General features: G+C 73.1%; 22 protein-coding genes and 1 pseudogene. 10 read left to right on the forward strand and 13 right to left on the reverse strand.

The window, feature by feature from the left end; genetic code table 11:
* Positions 1-114: 114 nt before the first annotated feature.
* Positions 115-1,599 carry a tRNA (N6-isopentenyl adenosine(37)-C2)-methylthiotransferase MiaB gene (miaB, locus tag CP973_RS30575; RefSeq protein ID WP_150247099.1) on the reverse strand — a complete coding sequence of 495 codons (1,485 nt, stop codon included), beginning with the start codon at positions 1,597-1,599 and terminating at the stop codon, positions 115-117.
* A 77-nt stretch (positions 1,600-1,676) separates the two neighbouring features.
* Here miaB and CP973_RS30580 point away from each other — a divergent pair, with 77 nt between their 5' ends.
* The gene (locus CP973_RS30580) at positions 1,677-2,675 is read left to right on the forward strand and encodes a TAXI family TRAP transporter solute-binding subunit (RefSeq protein ID WP_150247100.1); all 999 of its coding nucleotides are present in this window, start codon (positions 1,677-1,679) and stop codon (positions 2,673-2,675) included.
* A gap of 277 nt (positions 2,676-2,952) precedes the next feature.
* On the opposite strand, the gene CP973_RS30585 is transcribed toward CP973_RS30580, so the two are convergent.
* The 4 genes from CP973_RS30585 to CP973_RS30600 form a co-directional block, all read right to left on the reverse strand.
* Positions 2,953-4,566: a DEAD/DEAH box helicase gene (locus CP973_RS30585; RefSeq protein ID WP_150247101.1), complete on the reverse strand. Its 1,614-nt coding sequence runs from the start codon at positions 4,564-4,566 to the stop codon at positions 2,953-2,955.
* On the reverse strand, positions 4,563-4,766 hold the full coding sequence (locus CP973_RS30590; RefSeq protein ID WP_030603384.1) for a cold-shock protein: 204 nt from the start codon (positions 4,764-4,766) through the stop codon (positions 4,563-4,565). The genes CP973_RS30585 and CP973_RS30590 overlap by 4 nt, the downstream gene beginning before the upstream one ends.
* Before the next feature lie 225 nt (positions 4,767-4,991).
* Positions 4,992-6,404 carry a sensor histidine kinase gene (locus tag CP973_RS30595; RefSeq protein ID WP_150247102.1) on the reverse strand — a complete coding sequence of 471 codons (1,413 nt, stop codon included), beginning with the start codon at positions 6,402-6,404 and terminating at the stop codon, positions 4,992-4,994.
* An 18-nt stretch (positions 6,405-6,422) separates the two neighbouring features.
* Positions 6,423-7,163 carry a response regulator transcription factor gene (locus CP973_RS30600; RefSeq protein WP_150247103.1) on the reverse strand — a complete coding sequence of 247 codons (741 nt, stop codon included), beginning with the start codon at positions 7,161-7,163 and terminating at the stop codon, positions 6,423-6,425.
* A gap of 339 nt (positions 7,164-7,502) precedes the next feature.
* Between CP973_RS30600 and CP973_RS30605 the strand changes: the two genes are divergently transcribed.
* The 8 genes and pseudogenes from CP973_RS30605 to CP973_RS30635 all read left to right on the forward strand — a co-directional run bounded on the left by CP973_RS30605 (position 7,503) and on the right by CP973_RS30635 (position 14,645).
* Positions 7,503-8,288, forward strand: coding sequence for an amino acid ABC transporter ATP-binding protein (locus CP973_RS30605; RefSeq protein ID WP_150247104.1), 786 nt, complete (start codon positions 7,503-7,505; stop codon positions 8,286-8,288).
* Between the two features lie 55 nt (positions 8,289-8,343).
* A complete protein-coding gene (locus CP973_RS30610; protein ID WP_150247105.1) occupies positions 8,344-9,252 on the forward strand; it encodes a glutamate ABC transporter substrate-binding protein in 909 nt (302 codons plus the stop codon).
* A 267-nt stretch (positions 9,253-9,519) separates the two neighbouring features.
* Positions 9,520-10,167: an amino acid ABC transporter permease gene (locus CP973_RS30615; RefSeq protein ID WP_150247106.1), complete on the forward strand. Its 648-nt coding sequence runs from the start codon at positions 9,520-9,522 to the stop codon at positions 10,165-10,167.
* A complete protein-coding gene (locus CP973_RS30620; protein WP_150247107.1) occupies positions 10,164-11,132 on the forward strand; it encodes an amino acid ABC transporter permease in 969 nt (322 codons plus the stop codon). Before CP973_RS30615 ends, CP973_RS30620 begins: the two co-directional genes overlap by 4 nt.
* Positions 11,133-11,295: 163 nt before the next feature.
* Positions 11,296-13,008: pseudogene (locus CP973_RS30625) on the forward strand (FAD-dependent monooxygenase); the annotation flags it as partial.
* Positions 13,009-13,554: 546 nt separating this feature from the next.
* Complete coding sequence (locus CP973_RS41680; protein ID WP_312024649.1) at positions 13,555-13,641, forward strand: putative leader peptide; 87 nt, start codon at positions 13,555-13,557, stop codon at positions 13,639-13,641.
* Positions 13,642-13,719: 78 nt separating this feature from the next.
* A complete protein-coding gene (locus CP973_RS30630) occupies positions 13,720-14,271 on the forward strand; it encodes a cupin domain-containing protein (protein WP_150247109.1) in 552 nt (183 codons plus the stop codon).
* On the forward strand, positions 14,268-14,645 hold the full coding sequence (locus CP973_RS30635; protein WP_150247110.1) for a rhodanese-like domain-containing protein: 378 nt from the start codon (positions 14,268-14,270) through the stop codon (positions 14,643-14,645). The genes CP973_RS30630 and CP973_RS30635 overlap by 4 nt, the downstream gene beginning before the upstream one ends.
* Positions 14,646-14,813: 168 nt before the next feature.
* Here the strand turns inward: CP973_RS30635 and CP973_RS30640 are convergent, their stop codons facing one another.
* From CP973_RS30640 to CP973_RS30670, 5 genes are all read right to left on the reverse strand, one after another.
* The gene (locus CP973_RS30640; RefSeq protein WP_244410120.1) at positions 14,814-16,250 is read right to left on the reverse strand and encodes a hypothetical protein; all 1,437 of its coding nucleotides are present in this window, start codon (positions 16,248-16,250) and stop codon (positions 14,814-14,816) included.
* Between the two features lie 257 nt (positions 16,251-16,507).
* Positions 16,508-17,197 (reverse strand): recombination regulator RecX, encoded by a 690-nt coding sequence (recX, locus tag CP973_RS30650; protein WP_150247112.1) that lies wholly within the window; start codon positions 17,195-17,197, stop codon positions 16,508-16,510.
* A 6-nt stretch (positions 17,198-17,203) separates the two neighbouring features.
* On the reverse strand, positions 17,204-18,334 hold the full coding sequence (gene recA / locus CP973_RS30655) for a recombinase RecA (RefSeq protein WP_030601762.1): 1,131 nt from the start codon (positions 18,332-18,334) through the stop codon (positions 17,204-17,206).
* A gap of 439 nt (positions 18,335-18,773) precedes the next feature.
* Entirely contained in the window at positions 18,774-20,072 is a 1,299-nt protein-coding gene (locus CP973_RS30665) for an AI-2E family transporter (RefSeq protein ID WP_244410121.1), read from the reverse strand.
* A 122-nt stretch (positions 20,073-20,194) separates the two neighbouring features.
* Positions 20,195-20,389, reverse strand: a complete 195-nt coding sequence (locus CP973_RS30670; RefSeq protein ID WP_150247113.1) for a DUF3046 domain-containing protein — start codon at positions 20,387-20,389, stop codon at positions 20,195-20,197.
* Positions 20,390-20,468: 79 nt separating this feature from the next.
* Between CP973_RS30670 and CP973_RS30675 the strand changes: the two genes are divergently transcribed.
* Positions 20,469-21,398, forward strand: coding sequence for a hypothetical protein (locus CP973_RS30675; protein WP_150247114.1), 930 nt, complete (start codon positions 20,469-20,471; stop codon positions 21,396-21,398).
* A gap of 31 nt (positions 21,399-21,429) precedes the next feature.
* Here the strand turns inward: CP973_RS30675 and CP973_RS30680 are convergent, their stop codons facing one another.
* From CP973_RS30680 to CP973_RS30690, 3 genes are read right to left on the reverse strand one after another with little or no spacing between them, the layout of a single operon-like run.
* A complete protein-coding gene (locus CP973_RS30680) occupies positions 21,430-21,738 on the reverse strand; it encodes an AzlD domain-containing protein (RefSeq protein ID WP_150247115.1) in 309 nt (102 codons plus the stop codon).
* A complete protein-coding gene (locus CP973_RS30685) occupies positions 21,735-22,598 on the reverse strand; it encodes an AzlC family ABC transporter permease (protein WP_167538545.1) in 864 nt (287 codons plus the stop codon). The genes CP973_RS30680 and CP973_RS30685 overlap by 4 nt, the downstream gene beginning before the upstream one ends.
* 10 nt (positions 22,599-22,608) lie before the next feature.
* Complete coding sequence (locus CP973_RS30690; protein ID WP_150247116.1) at positions 22,609-23,571, reverse strand: AraC family transcriptional regulator; 963 nt, start codon at positions 23,569-23,571, stop codon at positions 22,609-22,611.
* Positions 23,572-23,702: the final 131 nt, after the last annotated feature.

Consider the following 23,702-nt stretch of genomic DNA (forward strand, 5'->3'; position numbering starts at 1 on the left):
CGGCAGCTCGTGCCGGGCACAATACGGCCGCCTGCCCGGGAGCCCGTGCCGGGCGCGTACGGGCGCCTTCCGGACGGCCCGTGGCTGCCCGCGTCCGCCGCCCCGCCCGGTCCGTCAGTCGCAGCCGCAGCCCGCGGCCGGGGCCGGGCTAGGCGCCGGGGCGCCGATCGTCGGCAGGCCCAGCATGACGCCCGCCGGCTTGGCGGCCGGGGCGGCGTTGCGCTTCTCCCAGGCGTCGCCCGCGCGCGTACGGCGGACGGCCTGGACGGGGCCCTCGGCGAGCAGGTGGTGCGGGGCGGCGTAGGTGATCTCGACGGTCACCATGTCGCCGGGGCGCACCGGCTCCTCGGGGCGGGTGAAGTGCACCAGGCGGTTGTCGGGCGCGCGGCCGGACAGGCGGCGCGTGGCGTCGTCCTTGCGCCCCTCGCCCTCGGCGACCATGACCTCCAGGGTGCGGCCGACCTGCTTCTTGTTCTCCTCCCAGGAGATCTCCTCCTGGAGGGCGACCAGCCGCTCGTAGCGCGCCTGGACGACCTCCTTGGGGATCTGGCCGTCCATCTCGGCGGCCGGGGTGCCCGGGCGCTTGGAGTACTGGAAGGTGAAGGCCTGCGCGAAGCGGGACTCGCGGACGACGTGGAGAGTCTGCTCGAAGTCCTCCTCGGTCTCGCCGGGGAAGCCGACGATGATGTCCGTGGAGATGGCGGCGTCCGGCATCGCGGCGCGCACCTTCTCGATGATGCCGAGGAAGCGCTCCTGGCGGTACGAGCGGCGCATCGCCTTCAGGACGGTGTCCGAGCCGGACTGCAGCGGCATGTGGAGCTGCGGCATCACGTTGGGCGTCTCGGCCATGGCGGCGATCACGTCGTCGGTGAAGTCGCGGGGGTGCGGCGAGGTGAAGCGGACCCGCTCCAGGCCCTCGATCTTCCCGCAGGCGCGCAGCAGCTTGCTGAACGCCTCGCGGTCGCCGATGTCGGAGCCGTAGGCGTTGACGTTCTGGCCGAGCAGGGTGATCTCGGAGACGCCCTCGTCGACCAGTGCCTCGATCTCGGCGAGGATGTCGCCGGGGCGGCGGTCCTTCTCCTTGCCGCGCAGGGCGGGCACGATGCAGAAGGTGCAGGTGTTGTTGCAGCCGACCGAGATGGAGACCCACGCCGCGTAGGCGCTCTCGCGGCGGGTGGGCAGGGTGGAGGGGAACGCCTCCAGCGACTCGGCGATCTCCACCTGGGCCTCTTCCTGGACGCGGGCGCGCTCCAGGAGGACCGGCAGTTTGCCGATGTTGTGCGTCCCGAAGACCACGTCGACCCAGGGGGCCTTCTTGACGATGGTGTCGCGGTCCTTCTGGGCCAGGCAGCCGCCGACGGCGATCTGCATGCCCGGGCGCGCGGCCTTCTTGGGCGCGAGCTGGCCGAGGTTGCCGTAGAGCCGGTTGTCGGCGTTCTCCCGCACCGCGCAGGTGTTGAAGACGACGACATCGGCCCCTTCGGCGTCCTTGGGCGCAGGGACGTATCCGGCGTCCTCCAGCAGGCCCGAGAGCCGCTCGGAGTCGTGGACGTTCATCTGGCACCCGTAGGTGCGCACCTCGTATGTCTTCGCACTCATCTCAATCGACCAGGGTACGTGTTCCCACCGACACCTCGCCCCTCCCGTTCCGGGTACGGGACTGGCAGGATCCCGCCATGGTTTCCGTACTCCCCCGCACCGGCGGCCGCCGGGCGCTGCTCGCGGCCGCCGCCGCGCTGGTCGCGCTGGGTCTGCTGCTGTGGTGGCTGCTGCCGCTGGGCGGCCCGCCCACGCCGTCCGGGCAGGTGACGCTGACGACCGGGGTGCGGTCCGGGGTGTACGCGCGGTACGGCGAGCTGCTCAAGCAGGATCTGGGCCGGGACCTGCCGCGGGTCGACGTACGGCTGGTGAACAGCGCGGGATCGCTGGACAACCTGGACCAACTGGCGAACGGCCACGCCCAGTTCGGGATAGCGACCGCGGACGCGGTGGCCGAGCAGCAGCGCCTCCACCCGGGGGCGGGAGCCCGGCTGCGGGCCTGCGCGCGGCTGTACGACGACTACATCGCGCTGGTGGTACCGGCCGGCTCCCCCGTCCGCTCGGCCCGGGACCTGCGAGGGCTACGGGTCGGCGTGGGCGGGGACGGCTCGGGCGTCCAGCTGGTCACCCGGCATCTGCTGAAGGCGGCCGGGGTGGATTTCGGCCAGGACATCGAGGCGGTGCGGGTCGGCATCGACCGGATGCCGAAGCTGCTGGAGGAGAAGGAGCTGGACGCCTTCTTCTGGTCGGGCGGGCTGCCCACCTCGGCCGTGCAGCAGGTGGCCCGGCGGATGCCGGTACGGCTCGTCCAGCTCGGCGACCTGGTCCCGGCGCTGCACCGGCAGGGCGAGACGTCCCGCCACTACCGGGCGGCCGTGATGCCGGCCGACGCCTATCCGCAGGTGCAGAACGGGCAGGCGATCAAGACGGTCGCGGTCGCGAATCTGCTGGTGACCACCGACCGCGAGGACCCGGTTCTGGTCGAGGCGATCACCCGGACCGTCATAAGGAGCCGGGACCGGATCGGCACGGAGGTGCACGCCGCGCAGAAGGTGGATCTGCGGACCGCGGTGTTCACCGATCCGCTGCCGCTGCACGAGGGCGCGCGGCGGTACTACGTGTCGGAGAAGCCGTAGGGACGCGTACGGACGCCCGCCGGACGAGCCGTACGGAACGGTAACGCCGGACGAGCCGTGCGGAATACCCGGAGCCGTACGGACGCCCGCCGGACAAGCCGTACGGACGCGCCGTGCAGACCGGCGCGGGGCACGTGCAGGCGCGGGGCACGTGCAGGCGCGCGCCGCACAAGCCGTGCGGACCGGCGCCGCTGCGGGTGGCGTACGGACGCCGGCAAAACCCATGACCGCCCGGCGCGGGGCGCGTACGGGCAGCCCGTGCGCGCCCCGGCGCGCGTCAGGACTGGGGCGTCCGCGGGGTGCGCGGTCCCTTCGGGCCGCGGGCGGGGCGCCGGGCCGGGCGGGCGCCGTTCGCGGCGCCCGCCGCGCTGCCCGCCGAGCCGCCGGAGCCACCGGAGCCGCCCCGGCGCGGACGCCGCCGCCGTCCGCCGCCACCGCCGGCGCCCGTCGTCTTCGGCCGCTCCTGCTGCGCGGGCACGTCGAGCACCACCGGCTGTCCGGACGGGCTCCGCGCGCCCGTGATGCGTATCAGTTCGCTGTCGCCCGGCCGGACCCGTGCCGTACCGGGGGTGATCTTCGCGCGGGCCATCAGCCGGCTCATGTCCCGGCGCTGGCCGGGCGTGACCAGGGTGACGACGGTGCCGGACTCGCCGGCCCGCGCGGTCCGGCCGCCGCGGTGCAGATAGTCCTTGGCCTCGGTCGGCGGGTCGACGTTGACCACCAGGTCGAGGCCGTCGATGTGGATGCCGCGGGCGGCGACGTTGGTGGCGATCAGCGCGGTGGCCCGGCCGGTGCGGAACTGCTCCAGGGTGCGGGTGCGCTGCGGCTGGGACTTGCCGCCGTGCAGCGCCGCGGCCCGTACACCCTGGGACAGCAGGTGCTTGGTGAGCCGGTCGGCGCCGCGCTTGGTGTCCACGAACATGATCACGCGGCCGTCGCGGGCGGCGATCTCGGTCGCGGCGGCACGCTTGTCGGTGTCCTCCACGTACAGCACGTGGTGCTCCATGGTGGTGACCGTCGCGGCCGACGGGTCCACGGAGTGGGTGACGGGGTCGGTCAGGAACCGGCGGACGAGCTTGTCGACGTTGCGGTCCAGCGTCGCGGAGAACAGCATCCGCTGGCCGTCCGGGTCGACCTTCTCCATCAGGCGGGTGACCTGCGGCAGAAAGCCCATGTCGGTCATCTGGTCGGCCTCGTCCAGGACCGTGACGGCGACCTGGGCGAGGGTGCAGGCGCGGCGGTCCAGCAGGTCGGCGAGCCGGCCCGGGGTGGCGACCAGGATCTCGGCGCCCTTGCGCAGCGCGGCGATCTGGCGGTTGATCGAGGTGCCGCCGACGACCGTGGTGGTACGCAGGCCCACCGCCGCGGCGTACGGGGCGAGCGCCTCGGTGACCTGGGTGGCCAGTTCGCGGGTGGGCACCAGTACCAGCGCCAGCGGGCTCTTGCTCTCGGCGCGGCGTCCGGCCGTACGGCTGAGCATCGCCAGCCCGAAGGCGAGGGTCTTGCCGGAGCCGGTCCGGCCGCGGCCCAGGACGTCCCGGCCCGCGAGGGTGGCGGGCAGCGTCGCGGCCTGGATGGGGAACGGCTCGGTGACGCCCTGCGCGCGCAGCGCGGTCTGGAGGGCCGGTGCCAGCGGCAGCTCGTCGAAGGAGACGGCGGGCGGCTGGGGTGACGTCCGCGCGGACGTCTTCGGTGCGGCGCTCTGTCGCGGTGCGGTCGCTCGGGTCACTGAAAGCCCTTCTGTGGCGGGGAGGGTGCCGTGCGGTCTCGGGACCGCGGGTACGGGTGTGCGCCCGCGGGCCGTACGGCCGACGGCGCGTACGGACGCGTACGCATACGGACGGGGCCCGCACCGGCCGGTGCGGGCCCCGTCCGCGGACGCGCGCGTCAGGCGGGGATGATGTTCTCCGCCTGCGGGCCCTTCGGGCCCTGGGTCACGTCGAAGTTGACCTTCTGGCCTTCCAGGAGCTCACGGAAGCCCTGGGCCTGAATGTTCGAGTAGTGGGCGAAGACGTCGGGGCCGCCGCCGTCCTGCTCGATGAAGCCGAAGCCCTTTTCCGAGTTGAACCACTTCACGGTGCCGGTGGCCATGTTTTTCTCCTTCTGGAGGCGCAAACCGGAGACCGCACTGCGCGGCCTCCACGTCGCCGAGATGATCGCCACACACCGGATGAAGGTCCGGAAAACAAGGAACGCCCGGGGCTTCAGCCTCCGGGCGCGCACAAAGTTCATGGGTACCACAACTGCAACGTCTTCAACGGTAGCACACGTCCGCGCCGGCGGCCGGTGGCGCGGGACGGCGCCCGGCGCGGGCGGTCAGGGCGCGGTGCGCGGCAGGTCCACGGTCACCTCCAGCCCGTGCGGCCGGTGGGGCGCGAAGGAGAGGGTGGCGCCCCCGGCGGCCAGCAACGCGCGGGTGATCGACAGGCCCAGGCCGGAACCGGAGACGTTCTGGTGGCGTCCGCTGCGCCAGAAGCGGTCGCCGATACGGGCCAGTTCGTCCTCGGTGAGGCCGGGCCCGTGGTCGCGGACGGTGATCCGTACGCGTTCGCCGTCCGGTGCCACGCCGACGGTGACCCGCTCCCCGGCGGGCGTGAACTTCAGGGCGTTGTCGACCAGTGCGTCCAGGGCGCTGGAGAGGGCGACCGGGTCCGCCCAGCCCGTGACGGCCCGCTGCCCCTCGTAGGACAGCAGCACCCCCTTGTCGTCGGCCAGCGGGCGCCAGGAGTCGACGCGTTCGGCGGCCAGCGCGGCGACGTCGGTGAGCTGGAGGTCGGCGGCGGCGTGTTCGGCGAGCGCCAGGTCCAGCAGGTCGTCCAGGACCCGGGCGAGGCGCTTGCCCTCCGTACGGACGGAGGCGATCTCCGGGTTGCCGTCGGGGAGCTCCAGGGCGAGCAGCTCGATGCGCAGCAGCAGCGCGGAGAGCGGGTTGCGCAGCTGGTGGGAGGCGTCGGCGACGAAGGCGCGCTGCTGCTCCAGCACGTCTTCGACGTTGTCGGCCATCTCGTTGAACGAGCGGGCCAGGCGGCGCAGTTCCGGCGGTCCGGAGGCCGGGGCGACCCGGGAGTTCATCCGGCCGGTCGCGATGTCGTGGCTCACCGCGTCCAGGATGCGCACCGGGCGCAGCACCCAGCCGGTGAGCCGGAAGGCGGCGGCCACCGCGACGAGCATGGCCAGGAACTCCCCGGCCGCGATCAGCAGCCAGCCGTGCAGGATGCGCGAGCGCATCCGCCCGGTGGGCGAGTCGGTGAAGACCACGGCCACCACGTCGCCGTCCCGGATGACGGGCGAGGCGACGGGGATGCGGCCGCCGCTCTCCCAGGGCAGGATCTGGCGGGGGTCGTGGCTGCGGCGGCCCGCCAGCGCTTCGCTGAAGGCCCGCGCGCCCTCCCCCTCCTCCGGTACGCGCCAGCCGGCGGGAGCCGCCGCCATGGGCGTCCCGTCGCGGAAGAAGACGCCCGCGCGGATGCCGTACAGCTCGTGGTAGCGCCGCAGCTCGGCGCCGAGCATGGACTGCCGCTCGTCCTCCTCGTCGGGGGTTCCGCGGCCGGCGCCGGGGCGGGCGGTGACGTACTGCGCCAGGGAGGCGAAGCGCGCCGCGTCGTCGATCCGGTCGACGACCACCCGCTGCTGTTCGACGGTGGCGGTGATGCCGGCGAGCGGGAAGCCGAGCGCGAGCAGCACGCCGGCCAGCAGGACGATCAGGAGCGGGAGGAGTCGGGTGCGCACGGTGCGGTGCCGGGGCCGTCAGGAGGCGGGGCCGGCCGGTGACACGGCGGCGGGCGGCGCCACGAGCCGGTAGCCGACCCCGCGCACCGTCTCGATCAGCGCGGGCATGCCCAGCTTCGCGCGCAGCGAGGCGATGTGCACCTCCAGCGTCCGGCCGGTCCCCTCCCAGCTGGTGCGCCACACCTCGCTGATGATCTGCTCCCGCCGGAAGACCACGCCGGGCCGCTGCGCGAGCAGGGCGAGCAGGTCGAACTCCTTGCGGGTGAGCGGTACGGCGGCGCCGCCCACGGCCACCTGGCGGGTGGGCAGTTCGATGGTGACGGCGCCCAGCCGCAGCGCCTCGCGCGGCGTGCCCTCGGTGGCGGGCGGCTCGCCGCCGGGGGACGGCGCGGAGGTGCGGCGCCGGCTGACGGCGTGGATACGGGCGAGCAGTTCGCCGGTGTCGTACGGCTTGACCACGTAGTCGTCCGCACCGAGGTTCAGGCCGTGGATCCGCGAGCGTACGTCCGCCCGCGCGGTCACCATGATCACCGGGGTGGCGCTGATGCGCCGGATCCGGCCACAGACCTCGAAGCCGTCCTGGTCGGGCAGGCCGAGGTCGAGCAGGACCACCCCGAAGGGGTCCCGGTCGCCGGGGAGCAGGGCCTGCAGCGCCTCCTCGCCGCTGCGCGCGTGGCTGACGTCGAAGCCGTGCCGGGACAGCACCGCGGACAGGGCGGCCGCGACATGGTCGTCGTCCTCCACGAGCAGCAGCCGCACCGGCCCCCTCCTCACGCTTGTCCGCCCCGGCAGCGCATATCTGGACGTGCGGGCGCATAGGTGTACGTCCGCACGCGGGCGCGTACGGGGTCGGGCCGCCCGCGGGGCGGCCAAAAGGCATCTACGGCGATGGACGGCACGCGCGTCAAGGGGGTATTCCCGGAGGGGCGGTTCCGTTATGCAGCCGGTACACCGGGCGCCGGGGCCGCGCGCCCCGTTCACGCCGCGTGTCGCACCGCGGCCGTATCGTTATGCTCAAATCCCGCTCAGATGTGATGACGCTGGTCGCGGGGCGTCATTAGGGTCCTCCCCAACCGAGGAGGACGGAGCTGTACGCCGATGAGCGAAGTATCGGTGACCAAGAGCGACAAGGGTCCCGCACCGGCGGGTGACCCGCTGGTCGTGCTGGACAACGTGAACAAGCACTTCGGCGCGCTGCACGTGCTCCAGGACATCGACCTGACCATCCGGCGCGGTGAGGTGGTCGTGGTGATCGGACCCTCCGGGTCCGGCAAATCGACCCTGTGCCGCACGATCAACCGGCTGGAGACCGTCGACTCCGGTTCCATAGCGATCGACGGCAAGCCGCTGCCGCAGGAGGGGCGCGAGCTGGCCCGGCTCCGCGCCGACGTGGGCATGGTCTTCCAGTCCTTCAACCTCTTCGCGCACAAGACGGTGCTGGAGAACGTGATGCTGGGCCAGACCAAGGTCCGCCGCACGGACAAGAAGGCGGCCGAGGAGAAGGCCCGGGCCCTGCTGGACCGGGTGGGGGTCGGCACCCAGGCGGACAAGTACCCCGCCCAGCTGTCCGGTGGGCAGCAGCAGCGGGTGGCGATCGCCCGGGCCCTGGCGATGGACCCGAAGGTCATGCTTTTCGACGAGCCGACCTCCGCCCTCGACCCGGAGATGATCAACGAGGTGCTGGAGGTCATGCAGCAGCTCGCCCGGGACGGCATGACGATGGTCGTGGTCACCCACGAGATGGGCTTCGCCCGCTCGGCGGCCAACCGCGTCGTCTTCATGGCGGACGGCCGGATCGTCGAAGAGGCCGAGCCGAACCAGTTCTTCAACAACCCGCGCAGCGACCGGGCCAAGGACTTCCTCTCGAAGATCCTCCACCACTGACCCCGCGGCCGGTCATCATGATTGCCAACTTCCGCTGAACCGAAGGATGTTCACCATGAGGATTCGTAAGACGGCCGCGGCGGGTGCGGTGGTGCTCGCGCTGGCGGCGACGGCGACCGCATGCGGCGGCGAGTCGGGCACGGCCGGCGACAAGGCGTCCGGCGGCGAGGTCTACAGCGGGACGTACCCGGTCAACGACAAGGCGAAGGTCGACTCGCCGGCCTGGAAGGAAGCCAAGAAGGCCGGGAAGATCACCATCGGCGCCAAGGCCGACCAGCCCTACCTCGGCTTCCAGGACACCACCGGCAAGCGCACCGGCTTCGACATCGAGATCGCCAAGATGATCGCCGCCGAACTGGGCTTCTCCGAGAAGCAGATCGAGTTCAAGACGGTCGACTCCAACGTCCGTGAGACCGCGATCTCCAAGGGCCAGGTCGACTACTACGTCGGCACGTACACGATCAACGACGAGCGCAAGAAGCAGATCGACTTCGCGGGCCCGTACTACACCGCGGGCGCGGACCTCCTGGTGCGCAGGGACGACAAGTCCATCACCGGGCCGGACACCGTCAAGGGCAAGAAGGTCTGCTCGATCGTCGGCTCCACCCCGCTCCAGGAGATCAAGAAGCCGAAGTACGGGGCGACCACCACCGAACTGGCCAAGTACTCGCTGTGCGTCAAGCAGCTCCTCGACGGCCAGGTGGACGCGGTCACCACGGACGACGCGATCCTCAAGGGCTACGCGGCCGAGCGGCCCTCGAAGCTGCGGGTCGTCGGCAAGCCGTTCACCAAGGAGCCGTACGGCGTCGGCCTGCGGAAGGGTGACAAGGCCCTGCGGGACGCGATCACCGACGCGCTGGAGAAGCACATCAAGAACGGCGACTACAAGAAGGCGTACGAAGGCACCCTCGGCAAGTCCGGGACCAGCTTCGTCGCGCCGTCGACGCCGCTGCCGCGCGACTGATCCAGGTCGCATCACACCGGTCCGCCGCCGCACGCCCCGTACGCCGCCTCGGCGGGCGTACGGGGCGTGGGTGCCTGAGGAACCGCGCGCCGGGGCGCCCGTGCGCACGCGGGCGCGGGCCTTCCCCGCGCCCCCGGGCAGCCACCTCTACGCGGCGTACGGAAGCGTCCGCGGGCCGGACCGTTCCCGTACCCGCGCGCCGGGCCCGCCCCGCGCCGGGCCGTCCACCCGTCCGCCGCTGACCCCGACCGCTACCGCGGAGAACCCATGAACGTACTCCTCGACTACCTACCCGAGTTCCGCAAGGGGTTCCTCGGAACCGTGTCGCTGACCGCGGCCAGCGCGGCGCTCGCCATCCTGCTGGGCCTCCTCATAGCCGGTTTCCGGGTCTCGCCCGTGCCCCCGCTGCGCGCCTTCGGGACGGCCTGGGTGACGCTGCTGCGCAACACCCCGCTCACCCTGCTGTTCCTGGTCGCCTTCTTCGTCGTCCCGCAGGTCCTCTTCCCGGGCACCAGCCCGTTCGTCCTGGCCACCCTGGCGCTCGGCTTCTACACGTCCTCGTTCGTCTGCGAGGCCGTGCGCTCCGGCATCAACACGGTGCCACTGGGCCAGGCGGAGGCGGCGCGCAGCATCGGCATGACCTTCATCCAGACGCTGCGCCTGATCGTCCTCCCGCAGGCCACCCGCACCGTGCTGCCGCCGCTGAGCAGCATCCTGATCGCGCTCACCAAGAACTCGGCCATCGCGGGCGCCTTCAGCAACACCGAGCTGTTCAACGTCTCCAAGCTGCTCAACGACCAGGGCCGGCCGATCGGCTGGATCTTCCTCTGGATCGCCCTCGCCTACCTGATCATCACGTTCGCCATCAGCGGCATCTTCCGGCTGCTGGAGCGCCGCCTGGAGGTGGCCCGATGACCAGCGTCCTCTACGACGCCCCGGGGCCCAAGGCCAAGATCCGCAACCGCGTCTACACGGTCGTGGGCGCGCTCGCCGTCGTCGGCCTGCTCGTCTTCGTCGCGCTGCGGCTGGCCGGCAAGGGCCAGTTCGAGCCGGAGATGTGGAACATCTTCAACAACGCGGGCGTACGGACCAACATCCGCAACGGCGTCCTGACGACCCTCCAGGTCTTCGCGGTGGCCGCGGTGCTCTCCCTCGCGCTCGGCGTGCTGCTCGCGGTCGCCCGGCTCTCCGACCACAAGCCGGTGCGCTGGCTGGCGACCGGCTTCATCGAGGTGTTCCGGGCCGTCCCGCTGCTGATCACGATCTACGCCCTGTGGGTGATCCTGCTCTCCTACAAGGAGGAGCTGGGGCTGACCGGTGACACCCCGCAGTTCTGGGCACTGGTCGTGGGCCTGACCGTCTACAACGGCGCGGTGCAGGCGGAGGTGCTGCGCGCCGGCATCAACGCGGTGCCCCGGGGGCAGCGCGAGGCGGCGTACGCGCTCGGCATGAGCAAGACGCAGGTCATGACGACGGTGCTGATGCCGCAGGCCATCCGGGCGATGCTGCCGACGATCATCAGCCAGCTGGTGGTGACCCTCAAGGACACCTCGCTCGGCTACGTGATCACCTTCGAGGAGCTGCTGTACACGATCCAGCAGATGGCCAGCACCATCGTCGTCAACGACGAGAACCCGTACGTGCCGATGATCATCGTCGCCGGCGCGATCTACGTGGCGATGTGTCTGGCGCTGTCCGCGCTGGCCACCTGGATCGAGCGGCGCGGCCGGCGGGCCAAGACCGGCATCGCGGTGGCCGGGGCGGGCGAGCCGGTCACCGCGTCGGACGCGCTGGAAGGCGCCGACGGCACGCCCGGCGGCCCGGTCGACACCCGGCGGCCGCCGGACGTCATCTCGGGCGGGGGCGGCGCCGGTACCTGACGGCGTGACACCTCGGACGGGGGCAGTGCCGCGCGCGCCGCTGCCCCCGTCACTTGACGCGGGCGCCCGCAGTGGGTTGCATACGCTGTGTGATCGCGCACCGGGCTCCAACTGCCAGTTCCCGTACGTCCCGTAAGTATCCGCGCACCGGGGTGGCCACGCCGTGGACCCGGTGATCGTCGTCGGGGCCGGCCCGGTCGGCCTCGCGCTCTCCCTCTCCCTCGCCCGCCTCGGCGTACCGTGCGTCGTCCTGGACGAGGCCCCCGGCGCCGCCGATCCGCGGCCCGCCCGCACGGTCGTCCTGCGCCCCGACACCACCGCGTTCCTGACCCGGCTGGGCTGCGGCCCCGCCCTGGAGTCGGCGGGCGCCCGCTGGACGGCCTGGCGCGCGGTGCGCCGACGGCGCCTGCTGGAACGGGTCGAGTTCGGCCCCGAGAACCCTTCCCCCCTGCACGTGCCGCAGCACGCGCTGACCCGGGCGCTGCGCACCGCGCTCGCGGGTGAGCCCCTGGCGCGGATCGTCGCGGGCAGCCGGCTCGACGAACTGAAGCAGGACGCGTACGGCGTCAGCGCCCACACCCGCGGGCCCAACGGTGCCTGGTGGCGGGCCAGTTACCTGGTCGGTTGCGACGGTCCGCGCTCGACGGTCCGCAAGCTGCTGGAGGTGCGCTTCCCCGGCCGCACGGCGGTCGAGCGGCATGCGGTGGCGGCGCTGCGTACGGAACTCCCCTGGCCCGGCGAGGCGTTGCTGCACCGCTCGCCCGCGCGGCAGGGCGGCGGCGGGTCCGGCGGCGAGGTGACGGCCCGGCCGCTGCCCGGCGGGCTGTGGCGGCTGGACTGGCTGCTGCCGCCCGGCCGGGACCTGGTCACCCCGGACGCGCTGGTGGCCCGGATCCGCGACTCGCTGGCGGTGTGGACCGCCGAAGCGGCGGCGGGGAACGGGCCGTGGGCCGGGTCCGGGGCCCAGGCGGGTTCGCGCGCCCCCGCGGGCCCCGGCGATCCGCGCGTGCCGGCCGTACCGCCGTACGAACTCCTCGACACCGGCGTGCACACGGTGCACCACCGCCTGGCGCGGCGCTGGCGGCGCGGGCGGGCCTTCCTCGCGGGGGACGCCGCGCACCTGCTCGGCGCGCTCGGCACACAGGGCCTGGACGAGGGGCTGCGGGACGCCGAGAACCTCGCGTGGAAGCTGGCGCTGGCCTGGCACCAGGGCGCTTCGGAGGCCCTCCTGGACAGCTACCAGACAGAGCGCCGGGGCGCGGTGACGGCCCGGCTGCGCGCGGCCGACCGGGCGCTGCCGCTGCTGCGCGACGGCGAGCGGGGCGGCCGGTGGCGAGCGGTGCTCCCGGGAGCGGCCCGCGGCCACACGGCGATGCTCACCGACGGCCACTTGGGGCGCGGCCCGCTCGGCGCGCCCCCGGCGTACGCCCGCTCTCCCCTGGCCCCGGTCACCGACCCGGCGGGGACGCTGCCGGTGGCCACACCGGTCGGCGCGCCGGTCGTGGACGTACCGGTGACGGCACCGGACGGGGCCGAGGTACCGCTGCGCTCGCGGCTGGGCCGGGGGCTGCTGGTGGTGCTGGTCGCGCCGGGCACGGGCGTGTGGGAGCGGCGGCACTGGAAGTCGGCGGGCCTGATGCCCCGGCTGTCGAAGGCGGCGGAGGCCCTGCCGATGCGCGCCGAGGTGCTGGTCGCCGAGGCCTATCCGGGCGCGGTGGCACACACCGTCCTGGTCGTACGCCCCGACGGGCACCTGGTCGCGGCGATGGGCGGCGTACGCCCGGCGGAGCTCTACGCGTGCGCGGACGCGGTGCGGGGCGGGGAGCCCGGTGCGGGCGCGCCGGGTTCGGCCGGAGCGGGTGCGGGTGTGGGTCCGGGTGTGGGTGTGGGTCCGGGTCCGGGTGTGGGTCCGGGTCCGGGTGTGGGTCCGGGTCCGGGTGTGGATGCGGGTGCGGGTGCGGGTGGGAGCGATACCGGGGAGCGGTCTCGTACGGACGATGAAAGGGTGCGTCCGGGTACGCGCCAGGAGGCCGCTCCGGATGCGCGTCCGGAGCCGTACCTGGAGCGGCAACCGGAACCGTATCCGGAACAGCGACCGGAGCCGTATCAGGAGCGGCGACCGGACCCCTATCCGGAGCGGCGACCGGAGTCATGTCCGGATGCACGGTCGGAATCCCACCCGGTACCGCGCCTGGAACCGCACTCGGCCCGGCGGCCGGAATCCCGCCCCTCCGGCGGGCCGCACCCCGTCGACGGCCCGTTTCCCCAGGCGGGCGGGGAGGTCCCGGGGGGCGCGCCGGGCGACGTGCCGAGCGACGTGCCGCAGGAAGTACCCGGCGATGTGCCGGAGGGCGTGTCCGAGGCCCAGGTCCGTTCGGCCGGCGGTTGACCCTGTGGGAAACGCCGTGCTTGACTCCGGAACGTGACGGAGAGCGGTTCGCGATTCTGGCGGAGGGTCCACCTGGACCTGGTCCGCTACGCGGGCTGCGTGTGTCGTCCGTCCTGTTGATCCGCATCCATGCCCCCGCGCGCCGCCGCGTTCCCGCTGACCGCGCGCGTCTCTTCGCGATCACTCAGGACGGTTCCTGTGCCCGATGTACGCACCCCTGCGCGCCCGCGCCCGCGCCCTGCCGCCACCGGCGGCCCCGGCCCCGGCCCCGCCGAACTCCTCGACTTCGTCCGCCGTACCGCCGCCGACGCCCCGCTCGTCGCCTCCCTCCCGCTCGACCCCGAAGGCCGCACCTGGATCCGCCTGGAAGGGCCCGGTGGCAGCGAGGCGTGGCTGATCGGCTGGCCGCCCGGTACGGGTACCGGCTGGCACGACCACGGCGGCTCGCACGGCGCGTTCGCCGCCGCCACCGGCGAGCTGACCGAGCAGTCGCTCGCCGCCCAACTGCCCACGGAGGGCTGGAGGACGCTGGAACTGGCGGACGGCGTGGACCGGCAGCGGACGCTGGCCGACGGCCGCGGCCGCGCCTTCGGCCCGCACCACGTCCACCAGGTGCTCAACCTCTCCCCCGACGCCCACGCCGTCTCGGTGCACGCCTACTACCCGCCGCTGCCGCTGATGCGCCGCTACAGCCGCACCGGTCCGGTCCTGCGCCTCGAAGAGGTCGAGCACCCGGAGGACTGGCGGTGAGCGCCGTCGACGCGCTTCTGGAGGCGGCGCGCGCCGGGCTCGACCGGGTGACGCCGCACCGGGCCGCGGAGGTCCAGCGGGACGGCGGGCTCCTGGTGGACATCCGTTACGCGGAACTGCGCGAACGCGACGGCACCATCCCGGGCGCGCTGATCGTCGAGCGCAACGAACTGGAATGGCGCCTGGACCCCACGGGCGCCCACCGCGCCCCGGAAGCCACCGGTCACGACCTGCCGGTCGTGGTCGTCTGCAACGAGGGCTACGCGTCGAGCCTCGCGGCCGTGTCCCTGCGGCAGCTGGGCCTGTACCGGGCCACTGATCTGGTGGGCGGCTTCCAGGCGTGGCGAGCGGCCGGGCTGCCGGTGCGGGAGTGAGGGAGCACCGGAGTGCGGGGTCGGCGGGTCCGCCTGGGGGCGGGCCCGCCGGCCCGGCGCAGTCGTCCGGCCCGGCGCAGTCGTCCGGTCCGGGGTGGTCGTCCGGTCTACCGCAGTCGTCCAGCCCCGCCCAGTCGTCCGTTCCAGCGCAGTCGTCCGGTCCCCCGCTTAGGGCCGAACGGTGTCGAACTGCCGCACCACCAGGGGCAGTGCCGCGCGAACCGTCCCGTTGTGGTCGAGGTCCCCGACGTCCGTGAGCCGGTTCACGGCTCCGTTGGCGGTCAGCCGGCGCTGACAGTACCGGGCGTTCTCGAAGGCCACGTCCTTGTCGCCCGTGGCGTGGTACAGGTGCACCGGTACGTCCGGGTGCCAGTCGCAGGTGGTGTCCAGGGCGTTCAGCCGCTGCCGCAGCTCCCCCGTGGGGTTGCGGATGGTGTCGAGGAATTCCGGGGTGAACAGTTCCTTGGAGGTCGTCGGCAGGGCGGCGGCTATCTCGGACGCCTTGTGGTCGCCGTCGAAGAGGGCTTCCACCGTCTGGTCGTACGGGGCGCGGAACGCCTGCCCCGGTGTGTCGTACAGGCCGTACAGCCGGTTCCACGCGGTCGCGAAGTACGCCAGGTAGAGCGACGACCGGACCACCTTGTCGTCCGCCGCGGCGGCCTCGAAGGCGCTCAGGTCGAAGGGCCCGGCGACCGGCGCGAGCGCACCCAGGCGGAAGTACGGGTCGGCGCCCTGCTGAAGGGCCCGCCCGACCATCATGGTGGCGGGCCCGCCCTGGGAGAAACCGCTGACCAGGACATGTCTGTCCAGGGTGCGGCGGTCCTGCCGGGCGAACGCGCGGGCCGCACGCAGCGCGTCGACCGAGGCCGTGACGGTCGCCTTCGGGTCGCCGTACGGATGAGGGCCGGGGCCCACGCCGAGGCCGAGGTAGTCCGGCGCGGACACGGCCCGGCCGGTGGAGGCGAAGAGCAGGGCCGCGGCCCGGTCGGTGGACGCGCCGTGTACCGAGGCCACGTCGCCCCGGTACACGGTCGTGCCGTGCAGCCAGGACACGACCTGGAGATCACGCTTGCCGTGCGTGGGCACGGCGAACAGCTGGCTGGCCGTGGTGGGCCGGCCGTCGACACCGCGGGTGCGGTAGACGACGCGGTGGGCCCGTACGCCGTAGCGGACCTGGGCCGCGTCGATGCCGGCCTTCTCCAGACGGGCCGCGACCTGCTTCGCGTCCAGGTCGGCGACGAGGGTGGCCGAAACGACGGAACCCGCGCCCGGGCGCCGCCCGGGCGCGGCCGGGGTGGGGTGGGTGGAATGAGAGGTCGGCTGGGAGGCGGAGTGAGAGGTGGGCTGGTAGGCGGAATGGGAGGTGGCGTACCAGGGGCCGGACAGGGCATCAGGTCCGTCCGCCCGCGCCGTCACGGCTGTCGTGGTGGCTGCCGTGGCGGCTGCCGTGGCGGCTGTCAGCGTTGCCGGACGCATCGCTGCCGAAGCCGGAGCTGCTGCCAAGGCCGGCGCCGTTGCCGTGACCAGTACGACCGCGGCGCAGCCCGACGCGAGGGCGGCGGTGCCCGGCGGGATGGACCGGCCACGGAATCGGTGAAAGATCATGGCCTGAACTCTGCCGCGCACGACAGGTACGGCACATTGCGGCCAACCTCCGTCCCGGCAGGGGGTTTTCCCCCGGGCGGAGCCTCCGCTTCCCCCCGGTACAGACGGCCGTCCCGGTCCGGAGCCCCCGCTTCCCCCCGGATACAGACGTCCGCCCGGTCCCGAGTCTCCGCTTGCCCCGGATACAGACATCTTCCCGGTACGGGCGGACACGCATCTCCCCGCTGCGGGTGGACACGCCTCTGCCCTCTACCCCCTTACACCTCCGGCAGCTGATACCCCAACAGCTCCGGGTCCTCGCCCTCCTCCTCCAGTGCCTGTCGGACCACACGCAGGGCCAGCCCTTCGGCATAGCCCTTACGGGCCAGCATGCCCGCGAGGCGGCGGATGCGCTTTCCCCGGTCCAGGCCGCGGGTCGTCCGGAGCTTGCGGTCGACCAGTTCGCGGGCCGTGCGCTCCTCCTGCTCGGAGTCCAGCTGCCCGAGGGCCTCGTCGACCGTCGCCGCGTCGACGCCTTTCGTACGGAGCTCGCGGGCGAGCGCGCGGCGGGCCAGGCCGCGGCTGTGGTGCCGGGACTCCACCCAGGCGTCCGCGAACTTCGCGTCGTCGATCAGCCCCACCTCCTCGAAGCGGGACAGCACCTCCTGCGCCGCCTCCTCGGGGATGCCCCGCTCGCGCAGGGCGTCCTCCAGCTGCTTGCGTGTGCGCGCGGACCCGGTGAGCAGGCGCAGGCAGATGGCCCGCGCCTGCTCCTCGGGCGTACGCGGCGGTCCCGCCTCGGCCCTCGACGAGGAGGGACCACCGCCGTCCTTGCGTTTCCCACGGTTGTCGGCACCGACGGCGGTGCCGCCGCCGTTCCGGCCGGCGTCGTCACGTCCCCCGCCGTGAGCGACGCCGTCACCATGGCCGTAGCCGCGGTCCTCGGGCCATTCCGTTCGCCGCGTCACGATGGACTAGCTCTTGGCCGCGGCGGCCTTGGAGCCCTTGGCGCTCTTGGCGGCCGGTGCCGGTACGGACTTGGCCGGGGCCTCCGCGCCGGCCGCCGCACCCGCCGCGTCCGCGCCGGGCTCCGCCGTCAGGTCCTCCGGCTTCACGCCGACGCCCAGCTTCTCCTTGATCTTCTTCTCCACCTCGTTGGCGAGGTCGGGGTTGTCCTTGAGGAAGTTGCGGGCGTTCTCCTTGCCCTGGCCGAGCTGGTCGCCCTCGTAGGTGTACCAAGCGCCCGACTTGCGGATGAAGCCGTGCTCGACGCCCATGTCGATCAGGCCGCCCTCGCGGCTGATGCCCTGGCCGTACAGGATGTCGAACTCGGCCTGCTTGAAGGGCGGGGCGACCTTGTTCTTGACGACCTTGCAGCGGGTGCGGTTGCCGACCGCTTCGGTGCCGTCCTTGAGGGTCTCGATACGGCGGATGTCGATGCGCACCGAGGCGTAGAACTTCAGGGCGCGGCCGCCGGTCGTGGTCTCCGGCGAGCCGAACATCACACCGATCTTCTCGCGGAGCTGGTTGATGAAGATCGCGGTGGTCTTGGACTGGTTGAGCGCGCTGGTGATCTTCCGCAGCGCCTGGCTCATCAGACGGGCCTGGAGACCCACGTGGGAGTCGCCCATCTCACCCTCGATCTCGGCCCGGGGCACCAGCGCGGCGACCGAGTCGATCACGATGAGGTCGAGCGCGCCGGAGCGGACCAGCATGTCCACGATCTCCAGGGCCTGCTCGCCGTTGTCCGGCTGGGACAGGATCAGCGCGTCCGTGTCCACGCCCAGCTTCTTGGCGTACTCGGGGTCGAGGGCGTGCTCGGCGTCGATGAAGGCGACGGAGCCGCCGGCCTTCTGCGCGTTCGCCACCGCGTGCAGGGTCAGGGTCGTCTTGCCGGAGGACTCCGGCCCGTAGATCTCCACCACACGGCCGCGGGGGATGCCGCCGACGCCGAGGGCGACGTCCAGAGCGGTCGACCCGGTGGGGATGACCTCGATGGGCTCCTTCGAGCGCTCTCCCATCCGCATCACGGCGCCCTTGCCGAATTGCCGTTCAATCTGTGCGAGCGCGGCGTCCAGCGCCTTCTCGCGGTCCGTGCCTGCCATGGCTTCCACCCGGTTTGCTTGAGTCGATCGCTTCACGTCCATGACGCTAACGCCTGCCACTGACAATGCGCCCGGACCCGGCTCCGGCCTGTGGATAACTCCCGGGAACTCGGGCAGAAACACGGGTCGGACGTCTCATAAGAATAGACGTTCGATTTTGGTGTCAAGCGCACCCCGCGCGACTCGCCGCCCTGCCCCTGGCCCGGCTGCTGCCGAAGGCGGCACTGGAGGGGCGGTAAGCGGCGGCAGGAAGCGGCAGGAGGCGGCAGGGGCGGCAGGGGCGGCAGGGGCGGCAAGGGGCGGCAAGGGCACCGTAAGGAGCGGCGAGGGCGGCAAGAGGCCGTAAGGGACCGTAAGGACGTGCGCGGCTGAGGGCAGCCGGGCGGAGCCGACGGCAGGTGGCCTGCTCCGCCCGCTCTCCCACTCGTCCTTGCTCGCCTTACTCGCCCTTGCCGCCCGTGCCCCGCTCATCCCCGTCTCCGCCGTCCCCGCCGCGGCCACCGGCGCTCCCGCCTTCCCCGTCCCCGTCCCCGTCTCCGCGCCCCTCCAACGGCGCGGTCGGCGGGTCGTCGTGCAGGGACCGGCGCAGCCGGCGCAGGGCCGAGGAGGCGCGCCGGCGCCGGCCGCCGCCCATCACCCGTACCTCGTCCGTGACGTCGTACCGCTTCACGTACGCCCCGAGGAACGCCTGCAGCGTCGCGGTCGCCGGGATGGCGATCAGCGCGCCGACCGCGCCCATCAGCGCCGTGCCGGCGATCACCGAGCCGAAGGCGACGGCCGGGTGGATGTCCACGGTCCTGGCGGTGATGCGCGGCTGGAGCAGGTAGTTCTCGAACTGCTGGTAGATCACGACGAAGGCGAAGACCCACAGCGCGTACCAGGGGTCGACGGTGAAGGCGAGCAGGATCGGCAGCGCGCCCGCGAGGTAGGTGCCGATGGTCGGGATGAACTGGGAGACCAGCCCGACCCACATGCCGAGCGCGGGGGCGTACGGGACGCCCAGGATCTCCAGCAGGACGTAGTGCGCGATGCCCGAGATGAGCGCCATCAGGCCGCGCGAGTACAGATAGCCGCCGGTCTTGGCGACCGCGATCTCCCAGGCGCGCAGCACCTCGGTCTGCCGGGACGGCGGCAGGACCGAGCACAGGGCGCGGCGCAGCCGGGGGCCGTCGGCGGCGAAGTAGAAGGAGAACAGCGCGACCGTCAGCAGGTTGAACAGGCTGCCCAGGACGGTCGCGGAGACGGCGAGCACATTGTTGGCGCTGTCCTGGACGTACTTCTGCAGCCAGTCCGATCTGAGCAGGTTGTTCTGTACCTCGACCCGCGAGAGGTGGCTGTGGAAGGTGCTGTTGATCCAGCTGATCACCGAGTCCAGGTACTGCGGGAACTCCTGGACCATGGTGGCGATCTGGCCCGCGAGCATCGACCCGAGGAGCGCGAAGAACCCCGCGGCCCCGACGAGTATGCCGAGGAAGACCAGGCCGGTCGCGGCCCCGCGCCGCATGCCCCGGGCCGCCATCCAGTCCACGGCCGGCTCGACGGCCAGGGCGAGGAAGAAGGCGATGAGCACGTTCAGCAGCAGCGCGATGAGCTGGTGGAACGCCCAGCTGGCAAGCTGGAAACAGGCCACGAGGGCGAGCGCCAGCACCATGGCGCGGGGCAGCCACCGCGGCATCCGCGCGGCCGGGCCGTCGGGTCTCGGGTCGTCGTGGCTGGTGGGATTCTCGGTCGCTGGCACGGCCCAAGTGTCGCGCACGGCTCTGACAAGTCCCGCTCTGCCCCGCGCGGCACGGCTGTCCGCCCCCGCCCGGCTCGTCCGTGCGGGTCCCTCCCGTCCCGCCGCCCCGTGGGCCGTCCGTGTCAGCGCTTGTCGTACGGGACGTCCATGGTCGTGCAGACGACCCGCCAGACGTCCTTCGCCTCCCACCCCGCGGCCAGCGCCTCGTGGACGGTCCGCCCGCCGAGCCCGGACATCACATGATCACGCGCGAAGGAGTCGGCGTAGGACGCGCCGAAGTGCTCCGCCATCCGCTCCCAGAAGACCGTCAACCGCATGCCTCCAGTATCCCGCCCCTGAGAGTGCAGCCGTGCCCGCGTCGGTGCCGGGCCGCCGCTTCGGCCCTACCGTCGGTCCATGGCGGAAAACGGAGCACCACAGCCGACCTCACTGGCGCGTGCCGAGCGCTTCATCTGGCTCACTGCCCGGGTGCTCGAACAGCGCCGCTTCGCGTACCACTTCCTGGGCGGGAGTGCGGACGGCGTCGAGGCCGCGCTCGCCGCGTACGCCAATCCGGACGGTGGTTACGGGCACGCCCTGGAGCCCGACCTGCGCGGCCCGGTCAGCCAGCCGCTGCACACCGCGCACGCCTTGTACGTCCTCGACCGCATCGGGCGCTGCGGCGGTCAGCGGGCCGAACGGATCTGCCGCTATCTGACCGAGGTGTCCACCGTGCAGGGGGCGCTGCCCGCGCTGCACCCCTCGTTGCGCGGCTATCCGGCCGCCCCCTGGCTGCCGGTGCTCGACGACCCGCCGAGCGCTCTGCTGGCCACCGGGCCCGTCGTGGGTCTGCTGCACCGCAACGAGGTGTGGCACGCCTGGCTGTTCCGGGCCACGGACTTCTGCTGGCAGGCGGTGGAGTCCCTGGAGAGGACCCATCCGTACGAGGTCGAGGCGGCCCTCGCGTTCCTGGAGGGCGCGCCGGACCGGCCGCGCGCCGAGGCCGCCGCGCGGCGCCTGGGGTCCCTGGTGCGCGCGCAGCGGCTGGTCCTCCTGGAGCCGGAGCAGGCGGCCCGTACACCGGTGCCGGCCGGTTACGCGCCCGGTGAGCACCACTTCGCGTACGACTACGCGGCCGCGCCGGACTCGCTCGCCCGCCGCTGGTTCACGGACGCCGAGACGGACCGGGCGCTGGACCACCTCGCCGCCCTCCAGCGGGAGGACGGCGGCTGGCCCGTGAACTGGCGCACGTGGGCCCCGGGCACCGCACTGGAATGCCGCCCGATGGTGACGCTCAAGGCGCTGCTGACGCTGCGCGCCTACGGGCGCCTCACCGGCCGGCAGTGACCGCGGCCGGACGCCCGGTCACGCCCCGCCGTCACCCGCCCAGCGCTCGCACGCCCGCCGTCACCACCACCGCGACCGCCACGACCAGCAGGAACGGTGCGCGCAGCAGCAGGGCGACCACCGCCGCGCCGACGCCCGCCACCTTGGCGTCCAGCAGCAGGTGGTGTCCGTCGCTGAAGGTCTCCTGCGCGGTGAGCGCGGCGAGCAGGGCCACCGGCAGCAGGGCGGCCAGACGCTGGACGAGCGGCCGTTCCAGGGCGCCCGCGGGCACCAGGAGGCCGAGGTACTTCACCAGGTAGCAGCCGACGGCGGTGACGCCGATCGCGATCCAGACGTTCATCGTGCGTCCGCCTCTCGTGTGCTCTTGTCCGTCTCCGGGGTGCTCGCTTCGCCGCCGGTACGTGAACGGGCCCGGCGGCCCTCCGCCCAGAGGACGGCCGGTGCGGCCAGCGCCGCCACGAGGACCGGTGCGCCCGCCGGCAGCAGCGGCAGCGTGACCAGGAGGAGTACGGCCCCGAGACCCGCCGCCGCCCGTTCCGCCGCCGTCTTGAGCATGGGTCCGAGCAGCGCCACGAAGACCGCGGGCCCGGCCGCGTCCAGTCCCCAGGCGGCCGTGTCGCCCATGGCCTCGGCTCCCATGGCTCCGGCGAGGGTGGTGAGGTTCCACAGGGCGTACAGGCTCAGTCCGGTGACCGTGAAGCCCAGGCGCGCGCTGCGCCGGTCGGGCTGGGCCAGGGCGACGGCCGAGGTCTCGTCGATGACCCAGTGGGCGGCGAACGGTCTGACCGCCGCCCGGTAGCCGAGGAGGCCGGACAGGCGCAGCCCGTAGAAGGCGTTGCGGGTGCCGAGGAAGAACGCCCCGGCCGCCGCGGTGAACGGGTTGCCGCCCGCGGCCAGCGCGCCGACCAGCGCGAACTGCGAGGCGCCGGTGAAGACCAGCAGGCTCAGGGCGCACGCCTGGAACACCGTGAGCCCCGCGCCGGACGCGGTCACCCCGAAGGCGAAACCGGACAGCCCGACGGCGACACCGACGCCGAGCGCGTCCCTGACGACCGCGGAACGGGGTCTGGTTCCGGCGGGGGGCGCCGGGCTCGGTATGTGTTCCGTGCGCGGTACCGGCTCGGCTCGCGGTATCGGCTGGTCGGGTTCTGCGTGTCCTGATGGCCGTGTCGTTTCCGGATGTTCCGTTTGCTGTGCCACGTTCGGGACCTTAGGAAGGCACCGTCCCGGCGGTCTTGTACGTTCTTGCGCCGCCCGCCCGCTCGCGCCGGTACGCGCCCGGCGGTACGCCCACGATGCGGGTGAAGTGCCGGTTCAGGTGCGGCTGGTCGGTGAAGCCGACGGCGACGGCGGCCTCGGCGGGCGCCGTACCGGCCTCCAGGAGCCGGCGCGCGCGGCGTACGCGGGCGTCGGTGAGCCAGGCGTGCGGCGGCATTCCGTACGCGTTCTTGAAGGCCCGCAGCAGGGCGAACGGGCTGGTGCCCAGTTCCCGTGCCAGGTGCTCCAGGGAGGGCGGCGATATGAGCCGGGATTCCAGGAGGGCTCTGGCGTGTTCGGCGGTGCGCGCCCCGGCCGCGGCGGGAATACGGGCCGGCAGCGGGCCGCCGTGGCGCCGCAGCAGCCGGGCGATCACGACGCGCAGCAGGCTGTCGGCGGCCAGCGCGTTGCCCTCCTCGGCGGCACGGTGCACGCCGTTGACCAGGCGTACGGCTTCCGGGTCGGCCACGAAGGCCTCGGTGAAACCGGCGGTGCCGGCCAGGCCGGTCGTCTCGGCGGCGATGTCGGCGACGAGCTGCCGGGCGGGGTAGAGCGTGGAATAGGCCCAGCCCTCGGGTGCGCCGGCCTGCGCGGTGTGCGGCACCTCCGGGTTGATCATGATGATGCCGCCGTGCCCGGCGTCCACGGCGCCGTCCGGCAGTCCGACCCGCTCGACACCGCCGGTGACGGCGCCCAGGACGTAGCCCTCGTGGGAGTGGCGGGGGAAGGCGTGCCGGACATAGCGGGCGCGCAGCAGGTCCAGGCCGGGCAGCCCGGCGTACTGCCAGTGCCGGGCCCACTCACCGCCCTTCCGGGCCGAGGGAGTCGTCGTCGGGTCCCCGCCGGCCCGGGCCTCCGTGTCCGGCGCCGCCGCGCCGTCCGGGCCGCGCGCGTCCCCCGTCCCGCTGCCGATCATGGCGCCATTGTGCTCCGGCGTGGCCCGCCACCGCCCGGGCGTCCGGGTCGTGGACGGTGCGGCCGCCGACATCACCGCTGGTGAGAGGCGGGACGCCGCCGATTGTCAGTGGTCCGTTGCACGATGGGGGA

It is taken from the genome of Streptomyces albofaciens JCM 4342 (assembly GCF_008634025.1).
GTDB lineage: Bacteria > Actinomycetota > Actinomycetes > Streptomycetales > Streptomycetaceae > Streptomyces > Streptomyces albofaciens.

Coding starts and splice junctions, on each gene's coding strand:
- miaB (WP_150247099.1), bottom strand. CDS start 1,599: ATGAGTGCGAAGACATACGAGGTGCGCACCTACGGGTGCCAGATGAAC.
- CP973_RS30580 (WP_150247100.1), top strand. CDS start 1,677: ATGGTTTCCGTACTCCCCCGCACCGGCGGCCGCCGGGCGCTGCTCGCG.
- CP973_RS30590 (WP_030603384.1), bottom strand. CDS start 4,766: ATGGCCACCGGCACCGTGAAGTGGTTCAACTCGGAAAAGGGCTTCGGC.
- CP973_RS30605 (WP_150247104.1), top strand. CDS start 7,503: ATGAGCGAAGTATCGGTGACCAAGAGCGACAAGGGTCCCGCACCGGCG.
- CP973_RS30610 (WP_150247105.1), top strand. CDS start 8,344: ATGAGGATTCGTAAGACGGCCGCGGCGGGTGCGGTGGTGCTCGCGCTG.
- CP973_RS30615 (WP_150247106.1), top strand. CDS start 9,520: ATGAACGTACTCCTCGACTACCTACCCGAGTTCCGCAAGGGGTTCCTC.
- CP973_RS30620 (WP_150247107.1), top strand. CDS start 10,164: ATGACCAGCGTCCTCTACGACGCCCCGGGGCCCAAGGCCAAGATCCGC.
- CP973_RS30640 (WP_244410120.1), bottom strand. CDS start 16,250: ATGATCTTTCACCGATTCCGTGGCCGGTCCATCCCGCCGGGCACCGCC.
- recA (WP_030601762.1), bottom strand. CDS start 18,334: ATGGCAGGCACGGACCGCGAGAAGGCGCTGGACGCCGCGCTCGCACAG.
- CP973_RS30670 (WP_150247113.1), bottom strand. CDS start 20,389: ATGCGGTTGACGGTCTTCTGGGAGCGGATGGCGGAGCACTTCGGCGCG.
- CP973_RS30675 (WP_150247114.1), top strand. CDS start 20,469: ATGGCGGAAAACGGAGCACCACAGCCGACCTCACTGGCGCGTGCCGAG.
- CP973_RS30680 (WP_150247115.1), bottom strand. CDS start 21,738: ATGAACGTCTGGATCGCGATCGGCGTCACCGCCGTCGGCTGCTACCTG.
- CP973_RS30690 (WP_150247116.1), bottom strand. CDS start 23,571: ATGATCGGCAGCGGGACGGGGGACGCGCGCGGCCCGGACGGCGCGGCG.